19 protein-coding genes, 1 rRNA gene and 1 riboswitch are annotated in these 21,401 nt (G+C 64.4%); of the genes, 12 read left to right on the top strand and 8 right to left on the bottom strand.

What is annotated here, in order from left to right:
• From G471_RS0107225 to G471_RS0107215, 3 genes are all read right to left on the bottom strand, one after another.
• Positions 1-78 (bottom strand): 16S ribosomal RNA (locus tag G471_RS0107225); the annotation flags it as partial.
• A gap of 352 nt (positions 79-430) precedes the next feature.
• Complete coding sequence (greB, locus tag G471_RS0107220) at positions 431-988, bottom strand: transcription elongation factor GreB (protein WP_028994758.1); 558 nt, start codon at positions 986-988, stop codon at positions 431-433.
• Positions 988-1,296, bottom strand: coding sequence for a hypothetical protein (locus G471_RS0107215; RefSeq protein WP_028994757.1), 309 nt, complete (start codon positions 1,294-1,296; stop codon positions 988-990). The genes greB and G471_RS0107215 overlap by 1 nt, the downstream gene beginning before the upstream one ends.
• A gap of 66 nt (positions 1,297-1,362) precedes the next feature.
• Here G471_RS0107215 and G471_RS0107210 point away from each other — a divergent pair, with 66 nt between their 5' ends.
• The 4 genes from G471_RS0107210 to G471_RS16980 all read left to right on the top strand — a co-directional run bounded on the left by G471_RS0107210 (position 1,363) and on the right by G471_RS16980 (position 5,069).
• Positions 1,363-1,584 (top strand): YdcH family protein, encoded by a 222-nt coding sequence (locus tag G471_RS0107210; protein ID WP_081700142.1) that lies wholly within the window; start codon positions 1,363-1,365, stop codon positions 1,582-1,584.
• 15 nt (positions 1,585-1,599) lie between these two features.
• Positions 1,600-1,923, top strand: coding sequence for a hypothetical protein (locus tag G471_RS0107205; RefSeq protein ID WP_028994755.1), 324 nt, complete (start codon positions 1,600-1,602; stop codon positions 1,921-1,923).
• 27 nt (positions 1,924-1,950) lie between these two features.
• Positions 1,951-2,997, top strand: a complete 1,047-nt coding sequence (locus G471_RS0107200; protein ID WP_028994754.1) for an aldo/keto reductase — start codon at positions 1,951-1,953, stop codon at positions 2,995-2,997.
• Between the two features lie 254 nt (positions 2,998-3,251).
• Positions 3,252-5,069 (top strand): DEAD/DEAH box helicase, encoded by a 1,818-nt coding sequence (locus tag G471_RS16980; RefSeq protein ID WP_051295332.1) that lies wholly within the window; start codon positions 3,252-3,254, stop codon positions 5,067-5,069.
• Here G471_RS16980 and G471_RS19045 read toward each other — a convergent pair.
• Positions 5,041-5,232 (bottom strand): hypothetical protein, encoded by a 192-nt coding sequence (locus G471_RS19045; protein ID WP_157272462.1) that lies wholly within the window; start codon positions 5,230-5,232, stop codon positions 5,041-5,043. The two genes, G471_RS16980 and G471_RS19045, sit on opposite strands and share 29 nt — an antisense overlap.
• 14 nt (positions 5,233-5,246) lie before the next feature.
• Here G471_RS19045 and G471_RS0107190 point away from each other — a divergent pair, with 14 nt between their 5' ends.
• Genes G471_RS0107190 through G471_RS16975 form a run of 5 tightly spaced genes read left to right on the top strand, consistent with a single transcriptional unit; the run spans position 5,247 to position 14,464 of the window.
• Positions 5,247-7,487: a TonB-dependent hemoglobin/transferrin/lactoferrin family receptor gene (locus G471_RS0107190; RefSeq protein WP_028994753.1), complete on the top strand. Its 2,241-nt coding sequence runs from the start codon at positions 5,247-5,249 to the stop codon at positions 7,485-7,487.
• Positions 7,488-7,544: 57 nt separating this feature from the next.
• A complete protein-coding gene (cobN, locus tag G471_RS0107185; RefSeq protein ID WP_028994752.1) occupies positions 7,545-11,471 on the top strand; it encodes a cobaltochelatase subunit CobN in 3,927 nt (1,308 codons plus the stop codon).
• Positions 11,468-13,591, top strand: a complete 2,124-nt coding sequence (locus G471_RS0107180) for a TonB-dependent receptor plug domain-containing protein (RefSeq protein ID WP_028994751.1) — start codon at positions 11,468-11,470, stop codon at positions 13,589-13,591. The genes cobN (G471_RS0107185) and G471_RS0107180 overlap by 4 nt, the downstream gene beginning before the upstream one ends.
• Positions 13,592-13,625: 34 nt before the next feature.
• On the top strand, positions 13,626-14,108 hold the full coding sequence (locus G471_RS0107175; RefSeq protein ID WP_028994750.1) for a MotA/TolQ/ExbB proton channel family protein: 483 nt from the start codon (positions 13,626-13,628) through the stop codon (positions 14,106-14,108).
• Complete coding sequence (locus G471_RS16975; RefSeq protein ID WP_051295330.1) at positions 14,105-14,464, top strand: DUF2149 domain-containing protein; 360 nt, start codon at positions 14,105-14,107, stop codon at positions 14,462-14,464. Before G471_RS0107175 ends, G471_RS16975 begins: the two co-directional genes overlap by 4 nt.
• Here G471_RS16975 and cobN (G471_RS16970) read toward each other — a convergent pair.
• Genes cobN (G471_RS16970) through G471_RS18675 form a run of 4 tightly spaced genes read right to left on the bottom strand, consistent with a single transcriptional unit; the run spans position 14,442 to position 19,715 of the window.
• Complete coding sequence (gene cobN, locus G471_RS16970; protein WP_043420984.1) at positions 14,442-18,437, bottom strand: cobaltochelatase subunit CobN; 3,996 nt, start codon at positions 18,435-18,437, stop codon at positions 14,442-14,444. The genes G471_RS16975 and cobN (G471_RS16970) overlap by 23 nt on opposite strands.
• Positions 18,434-18,736: a DUF2149 domain-containing protein gene (locus G471_RS0107160; RefSeq protein WP_028994749.1), complete on the bottom strand. Its 303-nt coding sequence runs from the start codon at positions 18,734-18,736 to the stop codon at positions 18,434-18,436. The genes cobN (G471_RS16970) and G471_RS0107160 overlap by 4 nt, the downstream gene beginning before the upstream one ends.
• On the bottom strand, positions 18,733-19,194 hold the full coding sequence (locus tag G471_RS0107155; RefSeq protein ID WP_245580519.1) for a hypothetical protein: 462 nt from the start codon (positions 19,192-19,194) through the stop codon (positions 18,733-18,735). The genes G471_RS0107160 and G471_RS0107155 overlap by 4 nt, the downstream gene beginning before the upstream one ends.
• Entirely contained in the window at positions 19,194-19,715 is a 522-nt protein-coding gene (locus G471_RS18675; protein WP_081700152.1) for a ZrgA family zinc uptake protein, read from the bottom strand. Before G471_RS18675 ends, G471_RS0107155 begins: the two co-directional genes overlap by 1 nt.
• Positions 19,716-19,783: 68 nt before the next feature.
• Positions 19,784-20,014: riboswitch (cobalamin riboswitch) on the bottom strand.
• 120 nt (positions 20,015-20,134) lie between these two features.
• Here G471_RS18675 and G471_RS0107145 point away from each other — a divergent pair.
• Genes G471_RS0107145 through hemP form a run of 3 tightly spaced genes read left to right on the top strand, consistent with a single transcriptional unit; the run spans position 20,135 to position 21,297 of the window.
• Positions 20,135-20,401, top strand: a complete 267-nt coding sequence (locus G471_RS0107145; RefSeq protein WP_245580518.1) for a hypothetical protein — start codon at positions 20,135-20,137, stop codon at positions 20,399-20,401.
• Between the two features lie 29 nt (positions 20,402-20,430).
• Positions 20,431-21,048, top strand: coding sequence for a 30S ribosomal protein S4 (gene rpsD, locus G471_RS0107140; protein ID WP_028994745.1), 618 nt, complete (start codon positions 20,431-20,433; stop codon positions 21,046-21,048).
• A gap of 18 nt (positions 21,049-21,066) precedes the next feature.
• Positions 21,067-21,297 carry a hemin uptake protein HemP gene (gene hemP, locus G471_RS16965; protein ID WP_043420982.1) on the top strand — a complete coding sequence of 77 codons (231 nt, stop codon included), beginning with the start codon at positions 21,067-21,069 and terminating at the stop codon, positions 21,295-21,297.
• Positions 21,298-21,401: the final 104 nt, after the last annotated feature.

Here is a 21,401-nt window from a genome sequence, read left to right as displayed (position 1 = left end):
TCCGTGCTGCCGTTCGACTTGCATGTGTAAGGCATGCCGCCAGCGTTCAATCTGAGCCAGGATCAAACTCTTCAGTTCAATCCAACAAACTCGCAAATTCACTGACGGTAGATTTCTCTACCTCGATGGATCTCTCCATCTTATTTAGTGCGTTTGCCTTAATACATTTCGTGGCCGAAACCACTGCATCAAGACACCCACACCTATCGGTTGTCCAAACTTTTAAAGAGCATCGCCGCGCCAAATCAACACATCAATTCGTCTGCAGCAGAGAAGCGAGATTATGTAACACTTCCTCACCTCCGTCAAGCACTTCAGCAAAATTTCTTTCACCTCACCGCCTGCCTCACACCGCCGGAAACCCCGGCACCGCAAGGAAGGTGCGCATTCTACACACACCAAAAAATGCGTCAACACCTTTTTGAAAATTTCAGGGGATTGTTTCATAGCGCACTTCTAGGATGTCGATTTCGCGCACGCCAACCGGGCTCTGGAAACGGATGCTGTCGCCTTCGCGGGACTTGATCAGCGCACGGGCCAGCGGCGATATCCAGCTGATGCGTCCGGATGAGGCGTCGGCCTCGTCGATCCCGACAATCTGATAGGTGTTTTCACTACCGTCGGCATCACCGATGGTTACGGTGGCCCCGAAGAAGACCTGATCGTTGTCGCCCTGACGCAACGGATCGACCACTTCGGCAATATCCAGGCGTTTGCTCAGGAAACGGATGCGCCGGTCGATTTCGCGGAGCCGACGCTTGCCATATATATAGTCACCGTTTTCCGAGCGGTCGCCATTGGATGCCGCCCAGGCGACAATTTCGACGACATGCGGACGCTCGCGCTTGACCAGATGCTCAAGCTCATCCTTCAGCCGGGCATGCCCGGCCGGAGTAATGTAATTGCGGGAACCGGGCGGGATGCGCAAGGCTGGTTGCAGATCCTCGTCATCCTCGCCGTCGCTTTCCCGGACAAACGCCTTGTTCATCAATAACCGATGCTGTATTGCTCGACATCAACGCGGATGAGCTCCCGGCCAAGAATGGCTGCGGTGTTGCGGGCAAATTGTTCGGCCCAGGACGGCTGGTCGCGGAAGCGGTTTTCGCCGGCATACTTGGCGACACTGAGAATCCGGTCGACGGCCAGGACCTTGCCCGTCGGGGTCGCCACATCGCATTCCAGGGCGACGAATTCACGGTCAAACCATTGACGTGCTTCGTCAGCAGCGCCACCGCCGGCGAGCTTGTATTCGAACTCGGTGTCCTTGCCGAACGAAACGATTACGTGGTGCATCATGTTCTCCTCCTTTATATTGGTTCGGTTATTCTAAGCAAAACCATAAATGCTGTCAGGAGCAATGCCATGGCCCTTCGTCCGTTGACCGAGACGGAAATCAGCGACATCCGCATGCAGTTGAATGAACTGCAACTGGAACATCGCGATCTCGATCAGGTCATCCTGCACCTCATCGAGAACCCGCCGCCGGACGAATTGCTGATCCGCCGCCTGAAAAAACGGAAGCTGGCCTTGAAGGACCGTATCCTGCTCCTCGAACAGATGCTCATTCCCGACATTCCCGCCTGACACTGCTTGTTTACTGTGGATTTTCCCGACGACGCCTTTGGCGACCCCTACGATGTGCACGCTTTACCCTTGCGCCGCCCGGCACAGGGTTATGCAGTCCAGATGCTGGACACCGACACCCTGCTCGACCGGCATTGCGGCAAGTTCCTGCCGGTGCGCGCCAACGCGCTGGACGCCCTGTTCCCCGATTTCGCATCGGCGCACGCCGCTGCCGCCGCGTGGACCCGGGCCCATTGTCAGCGTGCTGACGAGCACCGACTGGCCATCGTTCCCGCCAGCTTTGATCCGGTACTCGAACGCCACGTGCTGATCTACGGCGTCCTCTGCCAACAACCCTGAGCTTTCCCCCATTTCCGGAGACCAATTATGAGCCTGTTCAAAAACAAGCGCCTGGGCCGCAGCGAACTGAGCATTCCCGAAGTCTGCCTCGGCACGATGACCTTCGGCGAGCAGACCGATGAAGCCGACGCCCACGGCCAACTCGATTACGCGCTGGAACACGGCATCAATTTCATCGACACGGCTGAAATGTATGCCGTGCCAACCCGCGCCGAAACCGCCGGCGCATCGGAAGCCATCGTCGGCCGCTGGCTGAAGCGGCAAGCGCGCGACAAGATCATCGTGGCCACCAAGGTGGCCGGCCCGGCACGCAGCCTGGAATGGATACGCGGCGGCCCGCTGAGCATGGACCGCGCCAACCTCCGCGCCGCCATCGAAGCTTCGTTGCAGCGCCTGCAGACCGACTACATCGATATCTATCAGCTGCACTGGCCGGAGCGTAACCAGCCGATGTTCGGCCAGTGGCAGTACGACCCGGCCAAGGAACGCGAATGCACGAGCATCCGCGAACAACTGGAAACCCTGGGCGAACTGGTCCGCGAGGGCAAGGTCCGCCATGTTGCGGTATCGAACGAACACCCCTGGGGCATCTGCCAGTTCACCCGCCTGGCCGACGAGCTTGGCCTGCCGCGCATCGTCTCGACCCAGAACAGCTACAACCTGCTCAACCGGGTATACGAATATGGCATGGCCGAAACCTGCCACCGCGAGGAGGTCGGACTCCTCGCCTACTCGCCGCTGGCCTTCGGTCATCTCAGCGGCAAATACCTGGCCGATCCGGCGGCCCCCGGTCGCCTGACGCAATGGCCCTTCTTCGGCCAACGCTACGCCAAGCCCAACGTCAGCGCCGCCGTCCAGGCCTACGTCGACCTGGCGCGCAGCCATGCCCTGACGCCAACCCAACTGGCGCTGGCCTTCGTCCGCTCGCGCTGGTTCGTCGCCAGCACCATCATTGGCGCCTCCTCGCTGAACCAGCTCAAGGAAACCCTGCCGTCCACCCTGACGCCGATGCATGCCGAGTTGCTTGAAGCCATCGACGCGATTCATCTGCGCTACACCAACCCCGCCCCGTAAAACCCTGAGCCGGATGCCGTCTCCGGCCGCGCGGGCTGGCGTCAACGAACGAAAAAATGTAGAATAATCAGTTCAATGCGTTGATGCATCGCCCGCAGTAACTCCGAGCAGCCCCCGGTTTTTCAGTTCTTGTGCAGGATTCACCCCATTGATTTATTCCCCGGCATGGCTGCGTCGGGGTCACCCAGGCCGCCCGCGATACGGGCGAATACCGCTGCCCGTCGCGAACCGGCAGCGCGGAAAGGAACAGCATCATGACGTCTACCGTCGACAGCTTTGCCGAACTCGGCTTGAGCGAATCCCTGCTCAAGACCCTGAGCGAAATCGGTTACGAAACCCCCTCCCCCATCCAGGCCCAGTGCATTCCCGTCCTGCTCGACGGCCGCGACATGATCGGCATGGCGCAGACCGGCACCGGCAAGACCGCCGCTTTCGCGCTGCCGCTGATGGAAACCATCGACATCAAGGTCGCCAAGCCGCAGGCACTGATCCTGACACCGACGCGCGAACTGGCGATCCAGGTTGCCGAAGCGCTGCAGAGCTACGCCAAGAACCTGCCCGGCTTCCATGTGCTGCCGATCTACGGTGGCCAGAGCTACACCATCCAGCTCAAGCAACTGTCGCGCGGCGCCCACGTCATCGTCGGCACACCGGGCCGGGTCATGGACCACCTGGAGCGCAAGACGCTCAACCTCGACCACCTGAAGACGCTGGTCCTCGACGAAGCCGACGAAATGCTGCGCATGGGCTTCATCGACGACGTCGAGTGGATTCTTGAGCGTACGCCGGAACAACACCAGACCGCGCTGTTCTCGGCCACCATGCCGGAACAGATTCGCCGCGTCGCCCAGAAATACCTGGTCGATCCCAAAGAAATCAAGATCAAGTCGGCCACCGCCACGGTCGCCGCCATCCGCCAGGTGTACTGGCAGGTTTCCGGCCTGCACAAGCTCGACGCGCTGACCCGCATCCTCGAAGTTGAAGAAGACTTCGACGCCGCCATCATCTTCGTGCGCACCAAGACCGCCACCGTCGAACTCGCCGACAAGCTCAACGCCCGCGGTTACGCTGCCGCTGCGCTGAACGGCGACCTCAACCAGCAGATGCGCGAACGCGTTATCGAACAACTGAAGTCCGGCGCCCTCGACATCGTCATCGCCACCGACGTTGCCGCGCGCGGCATTGACGTGCCGCGGGTCAGCCACGTCATCAACTATGATATTCCGTACGACACCGAAGCCTACGTGCACCGTATCGGCCGCACTGGCCGCGCCGGTCGCAACGGCAACGCCATCCTCTTCGTCGCCCCGCGCGAAATCCGCATGCTGCGCACCATCGAGCGCGCCACCCGCCAGCCGATCGCGCCGCTGACCCTGCCCAGCCGTGCCGACGTGACCAACAAGCGCGTTGCCGACTTCAAGACCAAGGTCGCCGAAGTCCTCGATGCCGAAGGCCTCGATTTCTTCGCCAACATCGTCTCGCAACTGTGTGAGGAAAAGGATGTCAGCGCCGAGGAAGTCGCCGCCGCCCTGGCCAAGATGGCTCAGGAAGGCAAACCGCTCGAGGTCGCCGGCGAAGATCCGCAGCCGCGTCCGTTCCGCGAAGAGCGTAGCGAACATCGCCCAGCCAGCTTCGGTGACCGCGAGCGCAAGCCGCGCTTCGAGGATCGTGGCGAACGCAGCGAGCGTCCGCGTTTCGAGGACCGTCCGGAACGCCCGCGCCGCGAAGACCGCCCGGCGCGTCCGGCACCGGCCGGCGACATGGTGCGCTACCGCATCGACGTGGGCCGTGAGCACGGCGTCGAAGTCCGCGATATCGTCGGCGCCATCGCCAACGAAGCCGGCATCGAAAGCCGCTTCATCGGCCGCATCGGCCTCTACGAGGAATCAAGCACGGTCGAACTGCCGGCCGGCATGCCCGCCGAAGCCGCCAACGCGCTGAAGCGCACCCGCATCCGCGGCGTGCCGATCAACCTGCGCCAGGACGAAGGCCGTCCGAGCGGCAGCTTCGGCGGCGAACGCAAGTTCGACGGCGAGCGGAAGTTCAAGAAAAAGCCGTTCGCGGATCGCTGATCCTCACCAACAACCGATCAGGCCAGGGCAAAACCCTGGCCTTTTTCTTTACCGCTTCGAGAATCCATGAAACAATAACGATTCTTATTTGTAGCAGCCAGCCACCCAGCCAGCCCACTTCGGGCGCATCGCCCGGTAGCCAGCCAGACGTGTAATCAATCATGTTTGGAGGTTTCCATGCACCGCATCCAGTGGCTCGGCTTACGCGCCATTCCTTGTGCACTTCTGTGCGCCTTCTCGGCAACGACTGCCTTTGCCGAAACCGCTCTCGACGAAACCATCGTCTCCGCCAACCGGCGCGAGGCCAGCGTTGATGAGGCCACCGTCACGGTAAGCAAAGTCAGCCGGGAGCAGATGGATCGTCGTCTGCCGGCCGATGACGCAGACCTCTTCCGCGACGAACCCGATGTCGCGATGGCGCGCGATCTCCGCCGTTTCGGGGCAACCCGCGTCAACATCCGCGGCATCGAGGACAATCGCGTCATTCAGCTGGTTGACGGCTATCGCCAGCCCGATTACTACAACGGCGGCGGCGCCACCAACTTCACGATGAACGCCACGCCCGGAGTCATGCCCGACTTCCTGCGTCAGGCCGAAGTCGTTCGCGGCCCAGCCTCCAGTCTCTATGGTTCGGATGCGCTGGGCGGGGTGGTCGGCTTCGTCACCCTGGACCCCAGCGATATCGCACCGGGCGACAAGAAAACCGGCCTGCGTCTGCGCGGCACCTGGTCAAGCGCCAGCGATACCCTGAATGGCACCATCCTCGGCGCTCTCAGAGGAGAAACCGCTGAACTGCTGCTCGGAATCAGCCAGGGTAAAGGCGAGGAAACGGAAAACTTCGGCAAGCTCGACATCACCGGCCCGGCTCGCAGCAAGGCAAACCCGACCACGACAAATGACCAAGGCGGCATCGCCAAACTGATCTGGCGCCCCCTCGCCGGACACAAGCTCACGGCAACCGTGGAAAGCCGTGAACAGGACAGCAAAACCGACATCCTGAGAATTCCCTCATCACTCTCACGCGTCAGTCAGATGAGAGGTGATGACAGCTCTGAACGCTTGCGCGCCAGCATCGAGTACGAACATCGCCCGAGCAATCTCTTCTACGATCGTATGATCCTGCGTACCTATCATCAGGAATCAAACACTCACAACAACAACAAACAGGTTCGTAGCAATACCACCGCAGGATGCTCCGGCGTAACAGCCGGCACCAACACTTGCGACATTGAGCAGGATTTCCATTTTTCCCAGACCAGCTTGGGGCTGAGCGCCCAGTTCGAGTCTGCGCTTCGCCTTGGAATGCATGACCACCTGTTGACCTACGGCCTCGATCTAAGCCGCCAGGAGGTCTCGACCAAGCGCGACGCAACCATTCGCAATCTAACCGCCGGCACGGTCACCAAGACGCTGGCCGGAGAAACCTACCCACTGCGCGACTTCGCTGACGGGCGTACCGATACGATCGGTGTCTTCATCCAGGATGAAATTTCGCTAGCCAACAGTGGCTGGACACTCGTTCCTGGTCTGCGTTACGACCGAACAGAGATCAAACCCGAAGTCGATGCATTGGCTCAACATGCCCTGACAGCGATCGGACGACAAGCAGTGCAACAATCACACGAAGCCATTTCACCAAAATTTGGCGCACGCTGGGCAATCAACGAAATAACCACGCTGTTCGGACAAATCGCTTCCGGTTTCCGCGCACCCAACTATAGCGAGTTGAATGGTGCCTTCCGTAATACAACTCAAGGATACGGTTCGACCCCGAACCCGGACTTGAAACCGGAAACCAGTATCGGCGTGGAATTCGGTGCACGCTTCAAGCATGAAAACATGCGAGGCCAAGTTACGGTTTACGACAACCGCTACAAGAATTTCATCGAAAGTATCCGCCTGAACTGTCCAGCCGACCCACTGTGCATTCCCGGCATCTCCACCTACAGTTCAGTCAACCTGAACAAAGTCCGGATTTACGGTGCGGAGTTCAAGGGGAGCTGGGACTTCGCACCGGGCTGGCGAGTCGATGCCGGCCTGGCCTACGCACACGGCACCAACGAACAAACCGGGCAGCCGCTGAACAGTGTCGAACCGATGCGCCTGTCTTCCGGCATCAGCTACGACACCGGCAACTGGGGCAGCGAAACCCGATTGCGCGCCGCCCAGCGCAAGAAGCGCACCGATGACACCGACGGCGCCTGGTTCCAACCTGCCGGTTACAGCGTAACCGATATCTCTGTCTGGTACCGGCCAACCAAGGACACGCGCATCGTGGCCACGGTCAACAACCTGTTCGACAAGAAATACTGGTTGTGGAGCGACATCCGTCAGGCCGACGCCAGAAACCCGCTCGGCGTCGACTTCTACTCGCAACCAGGTCGCAACTTCCGCCTCTCGCTGCAGGCCGATTTCTAACCCTGCCCGCCGGCGCCCGTCCAGGCGCCGGCCCAACGTTTCATCGCCAGGCCAGACATGACCCAGCTCCGCACAATCCTGCTCGCCGCCCTGCTGCTATTCTCAGGCGCCGCCTTCGCCCAATCCATCCTGTTCATCGCCACCTCCCCGGTGCCGCCGGGCAAATTCAAGGCCATCGCCGAGTTGGCTGACAAGCATGGCCTGAAGATCGAGGCACACTTTGCCGAACGAATTCCCAGCGAGCGCCAGGCCGACATCTTCGCCGGCCACGATTTCGTGATCTTCGACGCCGCGCGCGCCCACATGCAGGAAGCGGTCAAGCACCGGCTGGAAAAGCCGCTGGCGCAACTGAAAACCCCGCACATCTGGATGCAGGACAACGGCCCGCAAGCCAGCGGCCTGGGCAAGGCCCTGGCCGAGAAACTGCACGCCTACTACACCAACGGCGGCATGGCCAATTTTGACGGCTTCCTCGCCACGCTCGCCGCCCATCTGCGCGGCACCACGGTCAAGAACGTCGCCCCGCCCTTCGTTTTCCCCAAGTCGGCCATTTACCATCCGGACGCCCCCGGGCAGATCTTCGCCACGCCGGCCGACTACTTCCGCTGGAAGGGCGTCGATCCGGCCAGACGGCCGCCGACGGTGGCCATCAACTTCTTTCAGATTCACATTGGCGCCCGCCAGACCGGCTTCATCGACGACATGATCCGCCGCATCGAGGCCGCCGGCGCACTGCCGCTGGCCTATTACGGGCCGGTCATGGAAACGCACGATGACATGCTGCGCCTGAACGGCAAACCGGTTGCCGACGTGCTGATCAACAGCCATATCACGCTCAATCCCGAGGGCAAGCGCAAGGAATTCGAGGCACTGGGCATTCCCGTGATCCAGGCCCTTTCCTACCGTAAAGGCGAGGAGGCCGAATGGCGCGCCGACCCGCAGGGCATTCCGCTGATGGACGTCCCCTTCTACCTGGCCCAGGCCGAATACGCCGGGATGTTTGACGCCGTGGTTGCCTTCACGACCCGCAAGGCCGATGGCGAGATCATGGTGATCCCCGAACAAAGCGCCGCGCTGGCGGCCAAGGCGATCAAGCTGACCCGCCTGCAGCGCCTGCCCAACGCCGAGAAAAAGGTCGCCGTGCTGTTCTGGAACTACCCGCCCGGCGAAAAGAACTTCTCCGCCTCCTACCTCAACGTCCCGCGCAGCCTCGAAGCCATGCTCAAGGTCATGAAAGGCGCCGGCTATGACGTCCAGGAGAACGAAGAAATCCAGTTGATCAACACCCTGCAGCGACTGCTCAGTCCCTTCTACCGCGACGGCCAGCTGGATGCCCTGCTCCGCGACGGGCTGGCCGAACGCCTGCCGGTCAAGGCTTACCGCGCCTGGTTCGAGCGCCAGTCGGCGCAAGCTCGCGCCGACATGGAAGCGCGCTGGGGCAAGCCGGAAAAATCGTCGATGGTGGTGTACGACCGTGGCGAGGCCTACTTCGTGATGCCGCGCTACCGGATCGGCAAGCTCCTGCTCAGCCCTCAGGCGCCGCGCGGCGAACGCTGGGAAGACAAGGAAAAGGCACTCTACCACTCGTCGGTGGCGGCACCGTCTCACTATTACATGGCGCATTACCTATGGGTGCGCGAAGCTTTCAAGGCCGACGCCATCGTGCACTACGGCACGCACGGCTCGCAGGAATGGTTGCCCGGCAAGGAACGCGGGCTGTCGATGAGCGATTATCCGATGGCCGCTATTGGCGACGTGCCGGTGATCTACCCCTACATCGTCGACAACATCGGCGAGGCCCTGCAGACCAAGCGCCGTGGCCGCGCCGTCAACGTCACCCACCAGACACCGCCGTTCGCGCCAGCCGGGCTGCACGCCTCGCTCAACGAAATCCACGACCTGCTGCACGCCTGGCAGCAGCAGGACGAAGGTTCGGTGAAGGAAAAAATCGCCGCTGACCTGATGAAAAAGGTCAAAAAAGAACGCATGGACAAAGACATGGGCTGGGACGACAAGCGGATTGCCGCCGACTTCCGCAGCTTCGTCAACGAACTGCACGACCACCTGCACGAACTGGCCCAGACCGCGCAGCCGCTCGGCCTGCACACGTTGGGCACGGCACCGGCGGAGAAATTCCGCCTGGGCACGGTGCTGCTGATGCTCGGCAAACCTTACTGGGAAGCTGCTGCCAAGGCAGCCGGCGTGCCCGACGAAGACCTCGACGAAGCCTTCGTCGGCGATTACGAAAAAATGGCCGAAACGCCGCCCTTCCGCCTGCTGCGCGATTTCCTCGACGGCCGGCCGGTGGTCGCCGACGCCAAATTGAAAGCCCAGCTCGAACAGGGCCGCAAGTGGTACGCCGACCTCGGCGCCGCAGCCGAAATGGACGGTCTGCTGTCGGCGCTGGCCGGGCAATATCGCCCGACCTCCTACGGCGGCGACCCGATGAAGAACCCGGACGCACTGCCGACCGGGCGCAATCTCTACGGCTTCGACCCGTCGCGGGTACCGACCCAACAGGCCTGGGCCGCTGGCAAGGAAGCCGCCGATGCGCTGATTGCCGCGCATCGCGCCAAGACCGGGCAAGCCCCGAAGAAGCTGACATTCACGCTGTGGTCGGTCGAAACCATGCGCCACCTGGGCCTGCTCGAAGCGCAGGCGCTGGCGGCGATGGGCGTCGAGCCGGTATGGGACGCCGGTGGCCGGGTCATCGACGTCAAGCTGATCCCGCGCGAACAGCTCGGGCGCGCCCGCGTCGACATCGTGCTCTCGGCCACTGGACTCTACCGCGACCACTTCCCGAATGTGATGAAACAACTGGCCAAGGCAGCCGAACTCGCCGCCCGCGCTAACGAAGCCGACAACCCGGTGTACGCCAACAGCCAGCGCATCGCCGCCAGCCTCAGGCAGCGCGGCGTGCCGGAAGCGGCCGCACAACGAGCGGCGGAAACACGCATCTTCTCCAACGCCTCCGGCCACTACGGCACCGGGCTCGACGACGCAGCGCTGGCCACCGACACCTGGAAAAGCAAGGCCGAAGGCGACCGCAAGCTGGCCCAGCTCTACCTGCGCAACATGCAGTACGCCTTCGGCAGCGACGAATCGACCTGGGGCAGCAAGGGCACCACCGGCGGCGAAGACATCAACCTCTACGCCGAGCACCTCAAGGGCACCGAGGGCGCCGTACTGTCGCGCACCTCCAACCTCTACGGCATGCTCACCACCGACGACCCCTTCCAGTACCTCGGCGGCATCGGCAGCGCCGTCCGTTATCTCGACGGCAAGGCGCCGGAACTGTACATCGCCAACCTGCGCGGCAGCGGTGCTGGCAAGGTCGAAGGCGCCGATAAATTCCTGGCCAAGGAACTCGCCACCCGCAATTTTCACCCCGGCTACATCAAGGGGCTGATGGCCGAAGGCTATTCCGGCACCCTGCAGGTGCTCGACTCGATGAACAACTTCACCGGCTGGACCACGGTCGCCCGCGAAATCGTCCGCGACGACCAGTGGCAGGAATTCGTCGACGTCTATGTCCGCGACAAGCACCAGCTCGGCCTCAAGGACTGGTTCGAGAAGAACAACCCGCACGCGCTGGCGCAGACCATGGAGAAGATGCTGGAGATGGCCCGCCACGGCTACTGGCAGGCCGACGCGAAAACGGTTGCCGAACTCAAGGAGCGCTACAACGATCTGGCCCGCCGCTTTGACGTCAAGAGCGACAACGCCGCCTTCGAGAAATTCGTCGCCCCCGGTTTCGGCCTGGCCGCCATGCTGCCCGCCGCGCCCAGCCCGACCCGCCCGCAAAGCGCCGCCGATCTGATGCCGCCGCCCGAACCGGTGGCCCCGCCGCCGATTCAGGGCATGCTGCTGAAAAAGGTCGAGATCAAGGAACCGCCAGCACCGCCGCTCGCCCTGTTCGGCGCCGGCCTGCTGCTTCTGACCAGTCTCGGCGGCGGCCTCTCGGCTTGGCGGAGGGCACCATGAAAACCCGCCTCAGCCTGATCGCCCTGGCCCTGGCCGCACTGCCGGCCAGCGCCGAAGAACCCCGCAGCCTACCGGAAGTCACCGTCACCGCAACGCAGGACGCGCTCGACGAACAGCAGGCGGCGGTGACCCAGAAAACCATCATCAGCCGCAGCGAAATCGAAGCCCTCGGCGGCCTGACCGTCAACGAAGTCATCCGCAAGCTGCCCGGCATCGACGCCGGTGGCCACAGTGGCGACGGCGGCCCGTCGGCCAACGCCCGCGGCATGGGCCGCGACGCAGTGCAGTTCCTGGTCGACGGCGAGCGCCCGAGCGCCAACGCCCGTTACGCGCTGACCACGGTTGGCCGGATGCCGGCCGGCGAACTGGAGCGCATCGAGATCCTGCGCGGCGCTTCGGCCGAGCACGGCGGTGCCGCCGCGATCACCGTCAACCTGATCATGAAGAAGGCGCGCCCGAGTCAGGCCTCGACCTCGCTGCGCCTGACCGGCGGCATGCGCGGCGACGAGGCCAACGGCCAGTTCAGCGCCAGCCTGGGCGGTGGCGACAAGGCGTTCTCCTGGGTCGTGCCGATCTCGATCAACCACCACGGCCTGCCGACCGAACGTAAAAGCATCCGCCAGGCCGCCACCGCCGGCACGCGCACGAACTGGGAGATCGAACAGGAGCGCGGCGCCTACACGCTCAATGAATTCGTCCTCTCGCCGCGCCTGACCTGGCGCGCCGACAACGGCAGTCTGACCCTGTGGCCCAGCGTCTATCACAACCGCGGCGAGCGCAGCACCTACGTCGACCGCCAGGTCTATGCCGACCCGGTCGCCGGCACCGGCCTGGCCGACGACGGCGGAAGGCGCGACCGCGAGGATAGCGAGATGACCCTGCTCCGCCTGCGTGCCGAGGGCGAACGCAAACTGGCCGACGGCAAGCTGTCCGGCCGCGCCGCAATCATGGACGGCCAGCGCCGCGCCGACACCCAGCGCCTGTGGCGCAGCGCCGCCGGCGTCATCACACAGGCCGACGAATCGATCCGTCGCGACGAGAACGAGTTCTCCTCGGCCGTCCGCCTCGACCGGGGCGTCGGCAAAGGACTGCTATCCACCGGCCTCGAACAGAGCTGGCACCGACGCGAGGAGCGGCAACGCATCAGCGGCGTCGGCGCCCTGCGCAGCGACCATGAAGCGAGCGCCCGGCAATGGACAGCCTGGCTGCAGCATGAAGCACCACTCAGCGACAAGCTGACCCTGACCAGCGGTCTACGCGGCGAACACTTCGCGCTCAAGGCCGACGGCCACTCGCAAAGTGCCAGCCAGATCGCGCCGTCACTGGCCGGACGCTACGAAATTGCCTCTGACCTGATCTTTCGCTCATCGATCGGCGCCGGTATCAAAGCGCCCAAGCTCGACGAGATTTCCGGCCTGACCGTGCGCGCCACCGGCACCAACAGCCCGCTCGAAGCCGACCGGGCCGGCAACGGCGCGCTCAAAGCCGAGCGCAACATCAACTGGGAAGCCTCGCTGGAGAAACGCCTGCCCGGCGACCTCGGCATCGTCGGCGCCAACGTCTACCTGCGGCAGACCCGGGATTTCATCGAACGCCGCATCCAGCTCGAAGGCACACGCTGGGTCGAGCGTCCGTACAACGAGGGCAAGGCCCGTCACTGGGGGCTGGAGCTCGATGCCAAGCTGAAAACCGACGCGCTCGGCTGGAAAGGCGCTGCCGTCCGCAGCCACCTGACCCTACCGAAAGCCCGCGTGGACGACGAACGCCTCGGCCTGACCCGCGATGCCCGCGACCTGCCCCGCTACCAGTTCACGCTCGGTGTCGACCAGGCCCTGCCCGCCTGGCAGATGAGCGCCGGCTTCCACCTGACGCGGCATGGCGCAACGCGCACCGACATTCCCGGTGAAAGCGACGCCAAACAGCGGCCGAAGACCCTGCTCGACCTCTACCTGAGCCGCCGCCTGACACCACAACTGAACCTGCGCCTCGACGCCCAGAACCTGCTGCGCGCCGACACCCGCCGCCTCGCCGGCTACACCGCCGGCGCGAACGACTGGCGGCTGGAGAGCAGCGAACGCGGCCAGCGCACGCTGCTGCTGTCGCTCGAAGGCAAGTGGTAACCAGACAACCTCAACACAACCCCAAGGAGTATCCATGTCCCAACTCGTCGAACTGACCATGTACCAGATCTCGCAGCTCTTCCTGCTGCCGACGCTGGCCCTGATCACCGCCCTCTTCCTCTACGCCTTCTGGGTACTCGGCGAATTCGCCGTGCTCGCCTGGCGGCGCCGTAGCGGGAATGGCCGCTTTCTTCTCAACCACTTCCGCAGCCAGCCGACGCTTTCCGACGACCAGCTCGACCTGCTCGCGCACAAGGCGCTGGAGAACCCGCGCATCGCCAGCCGGGTCACGCCCATGCTCGGCCTCGTTGCCACCATGATCCCCATGGGACCGGCGCTCAAATCGCTGTCCGACGGCAACCTGGCCGAGGTTTCGCACAACCTGACGATTGCCTTCGCCGCCGTCATCCTGGCCCTGATCGCCGCCTCGATCACCTATTGGGTGGTCAACGTCCGCCGCCGCTGGCTGGCCGAAGAAATCCTGGAAATCCAGGCGCTGCGCGGAGCCCACGCATGAGCCTCAAGCTGTTGCACGAACCGGAAACCGAAGACCCGATCCTGTCGGTGGTCAACCTGATCGACATCTTCCTGGTCATCATCGCCGCGCTGCTCATCACCGTCGCCCAGAACCCGCTGATCAATCCGTTCAACAAGCAGGACGTGACGGTGATCACCGACGCCGGCAAACCGACCATGGAAGTGCTGGTCAAGAAGGGCGAGAAGATCGAGAAATACAAGGCCAGCGGCGAAATCGGCGGCGGCGACGGCGAGAAGGCCGGCGTTGCCTACAAGATGAAGGACGGCTCGATGGTCTATGTTCCCGAAGGTAGCGAAGCTGCAGCCAGTGCCGTCACTGGCGAGCCTGTCGATTGAATCTGGCACGCTGAACCACGGCACCACCAATCAGCGGCACAAGTAACAACGCCAACAACCATGACGGCGACGGCACATCCGGTACGGGCCGTGCCACCAGGCGCTCACCGCGGACGGGTTGGTAGCCGTCGGCGACCTCGGCCGTCGCCGTTGCGGCAGTCAGTTCGCTGACTGCAACAGGCGTCACGCCCGCCGGCAGGCGGCTGACGCCGCGCAAGGCGGTGACCGGGTTTTCAGGAAGTGCGGTCCTCACCCACGCTTCGACCGCCTGCGACGGCTTGCTCAGCGGGGCTTCGGCGGTGAGTTCGCGGTACAGTGTCGCCAGTTCCTGACGGGTGGCGGCATCCGCTTTCCAGTGTTGGTGGCGGACGGCCTGAATCAGGCGTTCCAGGGTTTGCGCGTAGGCCTGGGGATGGCTGCGCAGCCATTCCCGAACGCCGAGCCCGTGCTTGTCACGCACGAAAACGTCGTGCATCCCTTGCCAGTGATCGTCGCGGACCGCGCCGTCCACGACGCTGGCCCAGCCCCAGGCGAACTGGGCGGCCTTGAGGACCTGCAAGGTGCCGGCGTAGCCTTCCTTCTGCAGGGCCTCGACCCAGCCGGGGTGCAGATAACGCGCCTGCATTTCCAGGGCAATGCTCTGCCCGGCCGTCTGCGCGTAGGGTTCGTCGGCCTGCTGCAACTGGCTGACGTGCAGTTCCAGCGGCTTGTCGCGGCCGGCGGCGCGGGCCGCGGCGGCCAGGCCGCCGAGGTACTGGAAGGGGTCGTCCGAGGTCATCATCCCGAACAGATTGGAGGTTCGCGACAGCAGCGCCGCGTCGGTACGCCGCAGTTGCGCAGCGAGCGCCTGCGCGGCCACGCCGGCCGCCAACCCAGCGACCGGCTGGCCGTCGACATAGGGCTGACTCATGCGTTGCAGAAACATCTGACCGAGGCGTGCATCCTTTTCCTGCAGTCGATCGTCGAGCACCGCTTCGGCGATACCGGTGCCGTAGTCGCCGACGGCGTTGCCGAATACCCGCGCCTGGCCGAGGCGGTCGGCAAGCGCACGCGGCGTGCCGCGCTGGCGTAGTTCATCGGCCACCGCCCGACTGTGGCGGGCGACACTGCCGCCAGGTTCGGCCGTGGCGACGGCAGCGACCGCCGCATCGACCAGCGCCATCAAGGCCGGAAACTGGTCGCGGTAGGAACCGGTCACACTGAGCAGGACATCGACGCGCGGTCGGCCGAGTTCGTCGGCGGGGATCACTTCGACGCCGCGCGGCCGACCAGCGTCGTCCCACACGGGCCTTACGCCCAGGGCGACCAGCGCCTGCGCCTCCATCACTCCCTGGTGGCGCAGGGTTTCGCCGGCCCACAGCGACAGGGCCAGACGTTGCGGATGGACGCCGGCGTGACGGTCCAGCCAGCCGGCCAGCCACTGATCGAAAAGCAGTTGCGCCACGGTGTAGGCCTGACGGGTTGGCAGGCGGCTGGGATCGAGGCCGATCAGGTTGCGCCCGGTCGGCAGGCTATCCGGATTGCGGATCGGATCACCACCGTAAGCGGCCGGGATGAAACGCCCGGCCAGCGCGTCGAGCAGGGCCGGCATCTCGTTCTCGACGCTGAGCAGACGGTCGAGCGCCTGCGCCCGACCGGCGAGTTCGCGTAAGGCCTCGGGGTCGATGGCCCGTTCGCCGGCCCGGTTGGGCACGGCGGTATCGTCGCCGGCACGGCGCAGATCGAGGCGACTGGCGGCCTCGGCGTCGTTCAATGCAATCTCGAGCCAGCGCATCGGCCGCGAGCTCTCGATGTGCCGGTAATCCATCAGGAAGGTTTCGTCGACGTCCTCGCCCAGCGCATCGAGCAAGGGACGCTGAAGCGCCTGCAGGATCTGCAGGCGGCGCAAGGCCGGTTCAGGCACGCCACCAAACACTGCCAGCCCGCGCGGCTGGCTGCCGTGGGCGAGTTGGTCGAGCCAGGGATGCAGGGCATCAAGGAAGGCATCGAGTTCGCGCTGCACCCGTTCGATTGGCCAGCCGAGATCATGGTGCAGGCGGTTTTCGGCGATCAGCGCGGTCAAGCGCTGGCCGACCGCAATTTTGGTCGGCCCTTCGTCGGCAATCGCCCACTCGTGCATCAGTTCGTGCAGTTGCGCCATGCCGGGGCCCAGGCCACTGGTCGCCAGCACCGGCGTGCGGTGACTGAGCAGCACGGCACGCCCGCGCCGCTTGGCGGTCAGCGCCTCGCCGAGGTTGTCGACGATGTAGGGATAGATCACCGGCAAGTCGCCCAGCGGCAGCAAAGCGTCATCGAGGACGTCGAGCCCGCGCGGCTTGCCGCCGGCCCATTCCTGAGTGCCGTGGGTACCGAAGTGGATCAGCGCATCACCCTGGCGTGCCCACAGGTAGACCGCCAGATAATGGTGCGACAGCGGCGTGCCACTCTTGTGCGAAAACGGATTCTGGCCGCGATGCAGGGTTTCCTCGCGCGGCGGCTGCGGCAGCACCGAGACGTTACCGAGCCGCAAGCGGGGAATGACGAAAACCTTCTCGCCCTGCCAGTCGACCAGATAACGGCTTTTCTCCGGCTCGCCCCAGTGGCCGGCGATGCGCTGTCGCGTGTTGGCCGGCAGGCTGTTCCACCAGGCACGGTAGGTAGCCAGTGGCAGGGCCTCGGCCTGGTCAGCGGCAAGCAGGGCGCGCAGGTCGGCGTCGGGATAATAGGCACTCAGCAAGGGTTGCAGGTTCGCCACCCAGGCTGCTTCGGGCAAGGATTGCGTGCGGTAGCCGGCATGCACCAGCGCGGCAGTGACGTTTTCTAGGCTGCGCGGCACGTTGAGGAAGGAGGCGCCGAAATTGCTGCCGCCGGCCGGATAGTTGTACACCATCAGCGCCAGCTTCTTTTCCGCCGGCGGCTTGCGCTGCAGCGCAACCTGCCGCGCGGCGCGGGCGATCAGTGCATCGGCCTGGCGCTCGATCAGTTCGACCGGCCGCTTATCGTCGGGATGGGCGGCGACGATCAGCGGATCAATGGCGCCCGCCGCTTCCGGCTGGAACAGGTAAAAGGGCGTGTCGGCCAGACGCAGGCCGGTCGCATCGTTCTGCCAGGCGGCGGTATCGCCATGGCGATAGGGCAAGGCCGACAGCAGCGGCACTTGCCAGCGCGCCAGCAGGGTCTGCAGCTCGGCGCCTTTCGACACCAGCTGGTGCAGCACCAGTACCGCCGGGTGCGCCGTTTCCGGGCCGCTGTCGCGGCGGTCCGCACGCGCCACCAGCAACTGGCGCAGGCCACCGGCATCGAGTTGCTGACCGAAGACCGCATAGGCTGCCAGCCCGTAGGCATCAAAGCGGCGCAGCCAGGCGTCGAGCCAGGCCGTTTCGCCATTGACGAAATGATGGCGATGGACGAGCACCGCCACTGCCGGTCGCGGATCGCGGCGCCAGGCTTGCAGGGCGTCGACGTCGGCCAGGAAGTCCGGTGCGTCCGGATGGTAGAGCCCCTGACGCGGCCAGGGGCGCGGCGCCGGCAGGTCAGCCGCAGCTTGCGCCTCGCTCATGCCGGCGAGACGGCGGGTGGCCAGGGTCAGCGCGGCGCGGATGTTGCCTTCGCCACCGTGGCGCAGGTAATCAGCGAGCCGATCAGACGCGGCAACCGACTCGGGGCCGATCCAGATCACCGGCACCTTGACCGCCCCAGGCGGCAGCAAGTCGGCCAGCAGTGCCTGCGGCATCGCATGCGGCGCATCGACCCACAGCATGTCGGCACTGCCGGCAGCCGCCAGCAGACGCTGGCGCTGCGCCGGACGTTCGCTCTCCGGCAGGGTCAGCGGCGTATCGAAATGGCGGAAACGCCAGCCATTCGCCTGCGCCAGGCGTTCGACCAGGGCGGTGCGGGCCTTGGGCGTGATGTCGGCGGTCACCCACAACAGTTCGCGCGCCTGCGCGGCACCCGCCAGGCAGGCGAGCAGCAGCCATCCCAGCCAGCGCATCATGGCTTGGCGGCCGGGCCGTCTTCCGGAACGTAGATGATGCTGCCGTCGCGCAAGCGGTAGGCAACGCCGGCCCGCACGCCCTCTCCTTCGCCGCTGTCGCCGGTGCCCTGGTAGCGGATTTCCTGGCCGTTTTCCGGAATCGCCAGTTCCACCGGCGCCCCCGGACCGCCAGCCGACGACAGGTTGACCGCCGCCAGCAGGGCGACGACCAGAACGAGAAAGACATCGACCAGGTTGATCGACGACAGCATCGGGTCGTCGTCATCCTCTTCCAGGATGTTGAAATGCTTGAGGCTCACGCCAAGCCCTCCCGGCGCTTGCGGATGGCCAGCAGTTCGCCGAGCAGCCAGCGACGGCGCAGGGAATACAGGACCAGGCCGATGGCCGCCGCCGTCAGCGCCAGTACGACGCCGGCAAAGGCATCGCTGAACACCGCCAGCGCAGCGCTGCCGTTGCCGCTGGCAACGCCGTGCAGGGCCGGGCCGAGCGGGATCATGGTAGCGATCAGACCGAGCATCGGCGTCACCCGACTGAGCAAGCGGAGCGGCTCAAGCCGGCGCAGGACGATCAGCTCGATCTCGTCGAACGCCAGTTCCGGTGCGTCGGGCAGACTGCGGAAGGCCGGCGAACGCCGCTGCCAGGCTTCGACCAGCACGGCGCCGCTCATCCACAGGGCGTAGACCAGCGCCGCCGCCAGCAGCCAGAGAATCGGCGTCAGCAGCAACTGGGTGAGTTGGGTAAAGCCGGCCTCCAGCATCAGAACACCAGCGCCGGGAAACGCGGACGGATGGTCTGGGTCTTTTTCGCGCCAGCGCTCTCCAGGCGGACCCGCAACTGCTTGAGCCCCGGGTGGTCGCGGAAAGCACTGAAGCTTAGCGACTTGAGCGCTTCGGGCTGGGCGCATTCGAAGCGGATTTCGTGCACCAGGTTGGCAATATCGACCTTGGGATCGACTTCGCCCAGCGCCGGTTCGGTGCGACTGCCACTCAGCTTGCACTGGGCTTCGGCCGGCGGCTCGACAAAGCGCAGCGGGTCGGCGACACGTTCGACGAAGGCCTGCCAGACCTGCTGCTGTTTTTCGTTGCGGGGCGGATAGTCGTAGCCGAGATAGGCTTCCAGCGGCACATCGAGGCGCACTGTCAGCGCCGTGCCGTCAACACTGACCTGGACATTGCCGTGACCGTGGGTGTGGTTGCCGTGAGCCAGAGCAAGCGGGGAAAAACAGGCAGCCGCCGTGAACAGGGCGCACGCCGCCACACGCGTAGGGATTTTTGACATGGGAAGAAGTTCCGGAATGACGCCCTGCCGACCTCCCCGTCGACATCAGGCATTACGGCCCGGCGCATGCGCGGACCACCCTGTTGGCCGGTATCCGGGCTGGTGGATCTTGCCTTCACCGCCTTCCCGGGATGCGTTGCATCGCCAGTGGCTGCAAGGTGAAAGCTGGACGCGGACGTCCATCCACTTACCGTTGCGGGGGCAGCGCTGGTTGGATCTGCCTGACGGCCAATCTCCCAGCTTCCCGTTTAACCGCGCCTGCCGAGGCATGCGCGAGCACCAACGGGCGGATGTTAGCACAGCCTGCCAAAAGACACTTGACGCCAAATGAATTATTAACAATAATTCTCATTCAGTAGCCAGCAAGCCGCGTTTCCGGCCAGCCAGCCAGTTTCCCCGAACCGACTGGAGCGCCCCTCATGGAACACGCCGACATGCCCCTCGAACTCAGGCTGGCTGCCGTCATCCACCTGTTGTCCTCGTCAGCCCTGCGCGGCGCCACCTTCCACAAGACCGAAGCCTTGCGCACTCATCTGCGCAGCGTGGCCGACAGCGCCGACCTCAATCCCTACCTGAAGAGCACGCTGCAGGAAGTCCTCGGCGGCTGGGAGGCGGTGCACTGCCACCCCGCTTCGGTTCCGGTCGACTGCTACCCGCTGGCCCACCCCGGCTGCCAGACCCACTGACATCAATCACAGTACGAGAGAGAGTAATCATGTCCCGTTATACCGGCCCCCGCCTCAAAGTCCTGCGCGCCCTCGGCGTCGATCTGCCGGGGCTGTCACGCAAATCGATGCAGGAACGCAACCAGCCGCCCGGCCAGCACGGCGCCCGCAAAGTCACCTCGCGCAAGTCCGAATTCGGCCTGCAACTGATGGAAAAACAAAAGCTGCGCTACAACTACGGCCTGAGCGAACGCCAGCTGCGCCGCGCCGTTGCCGATGCCAAGAAGGATCGTGGTGCTACCGGCAACAAGCTGGTCGAACTGCTCGAACGTCGGCTCGACAACATGGTCTTCCGCGCGGGTTTCGCGCCGACCATTCCGGCCGCGCGCCAACTGGTCAGCCACGGTCATTTCCAGCTCAACGGCAAGCGCGTGACCATTCCTTCGATCCGCCTGCGCATCGGCGACGCCTTCGGCCCGACCGAGGCCGGACGTAAGATCGATCTGGTAAGGGCTACGCTGGAAGAGCCGGCGCTGGAGCGCCCACAATGGATCACCTTCGATGACGCGACGACCTGCGCCCGCCTGACCCACCTGCCCGACGGCGACGCGGCGCCCTTCCCACTCGACCTGCAGCGTGTGGTCGAGTACTACGCCACCCGGATGTAATCCCTCGAGGAGCCCATCATGGAACCGAGCAAACAGACTCTGCGCATTCCTTTCCTGCATGCCAACGGTCCGCGCCCGACCTTGCGTCTCAAGCCCGAACAAGCCGCCGCCCGGGCCGCAAGCTGCGCAGTCCAGTGCATCGCCAGCAAAGCCCTGTTTGGCGAATGCAACGAAATCTGCATCCGCCACAGCGGCAGCGAGTACCGCCTGCGCATCACCCGCCAGGGCAAGCTGATCCTGACCAAGTAAGCCCCACCGAGCAAGCCGGAGCAGGTCGCTGACCCCGCCTGCTCCTCCGGAGGGCGCCGATCACACGCCGGCGCCCTCCACCCGAAAATATAGCATTGTCACAA

It is taken from the genome of Azonexus hydrophilus DSM 23864 (assembly GCF_000429605.1).
In the GTDB taxonomy this organism is placed as follows: domain Bacteria; phylum Pseudomonadota; class Gammaproteobacteria; order Burkholderiales; family Rhodocyclaceae; genus Azonexus; species Azonexus hydrophilus.
Note: the sequence above shows the minus strand (reverse complement) of the source record. Positions and strands in the feature narration are given on the sequence as shown.

Excerpts from the sequence above, each read along its gene's own strand:
- greB (WP_028994758.1), bottom strand. The coding sequence starts at position 988 with ATGAACAAGGCGTTTGTCCGGGAAAGCGACGGCGAGGATGACGAGGAT.
- G471_RS0107215 (WP_028994757.1), bottom strand. The coding sequence starts at position 1,296 with ATGATGCACCACGTAATCGTTTCGTTCGGCAAGGACACCGAGTTCGAA.
- G471_RS0107210 (WP_081700142.1), top strand. The coding sequence starts at position 1,363 with ATGGCCCTTCGTCCGTTGACCGAGACGGAAATCAGCGACATCCGCATG.
- G471_RS0107200 (WP_028994754.1), top strand. The coding sequence starts at position 1,951 with ATGAGCCTGTTCAAAAACAAGCGCCTGGGCCGCAGCGAACTGAGCATT.
- G471_RS16980 (WP_051295332.1), top strand. The coding sequence starts at position 3,252 with ATGACGTCTACCGTCGACAGCTTTGCCGAACTCGGCTTGAGCGAATCC.
- G471_RS19045 (WP_157272462.1), bottom strand. The coding sequence starts at position 5,232 with ATGATTGATTACACGTCTGGCTGGCTACCGGGCGATGCGCCCGAAGTG.
- G471_RS0107190 (WP_028994753.1), top strand. The coding sequence starts at position 5,247 with ATGCACCGCATCCAGTGGCTCGGCTTACGCGCCATTCCTTGTGCACTT.
- cobN (WP_028994752.1), top strand. The coding sequence starts at position 7,545 with ATGACCCAGCTCCGCACAATCCTGCTCGCCGCCCTGCTGCTATTCTCA.
- G471_RS0107180 (WP_028994751.1), top strand. The coding sequence starts at position 11,468 with ATGAAAACCCGCCTCAGCCTGATCGCCCTGGCCCTGGCCGCACTGCCG.
- G471_RS0107175 (WP_028994750.1), top strand. The coding sequence starts at position 13,626 with ATGTCCCAACTCGTCGAACTGACCATGTACCAGATCTCGCAGCTCTTC.
- G471_RS16975 (WP_051295330.1), top strand. The coding sequence starts at position 14,105 with ATGAGCCTCAAGCTGTTGCACGAACCGGAAACCGAAGACCCGATCCTG.
- cobN (WP_043420984.1), bottom strand. The coding sequence starts at position 18,437 with ATGATGCGCTGGCTGGGATGGCTGCTGCTCGCCTGCCTGGCGGGTGCC.
- G471_RS0107155 (WP_245580519.1), bottom strand. The coding sequence starts at position 19,194 with ATGCTGGAGGCCGGCTTTACCCAACTCACCCAGTTGCTGCTGACGCCG.
- G471_RS18675 (WP_081700152.1), bottom strand. The coding sequence starts at position 19,715 with ATGTCAAAAATCCCTACGCGTGTGGCGGCGTGCGCCCTGTTCACGGCG.
- G471_RS0107145 (WP_245580518.1), top strand. The coding sequence starts at position 20,135 with ATGGAACACGCCGACATGCCCCTCGAACTCAGGCTGGCTGCCGTCATC.
- rpsD (WP_028994745.1), top strand. The coding sequence starts at position 20,431 with ATGTCCCGTTATACCGGCCCCCGCCTCAAAGTCCTGCGCGCCCTCGGC.
- hemP (WP_043420982.1), top strand. The coding sequence starts at position 21,067 with ATGGAACCGAGCAAACAGACTCTGCGCATTCCTTTCCTGCATGCCAAC.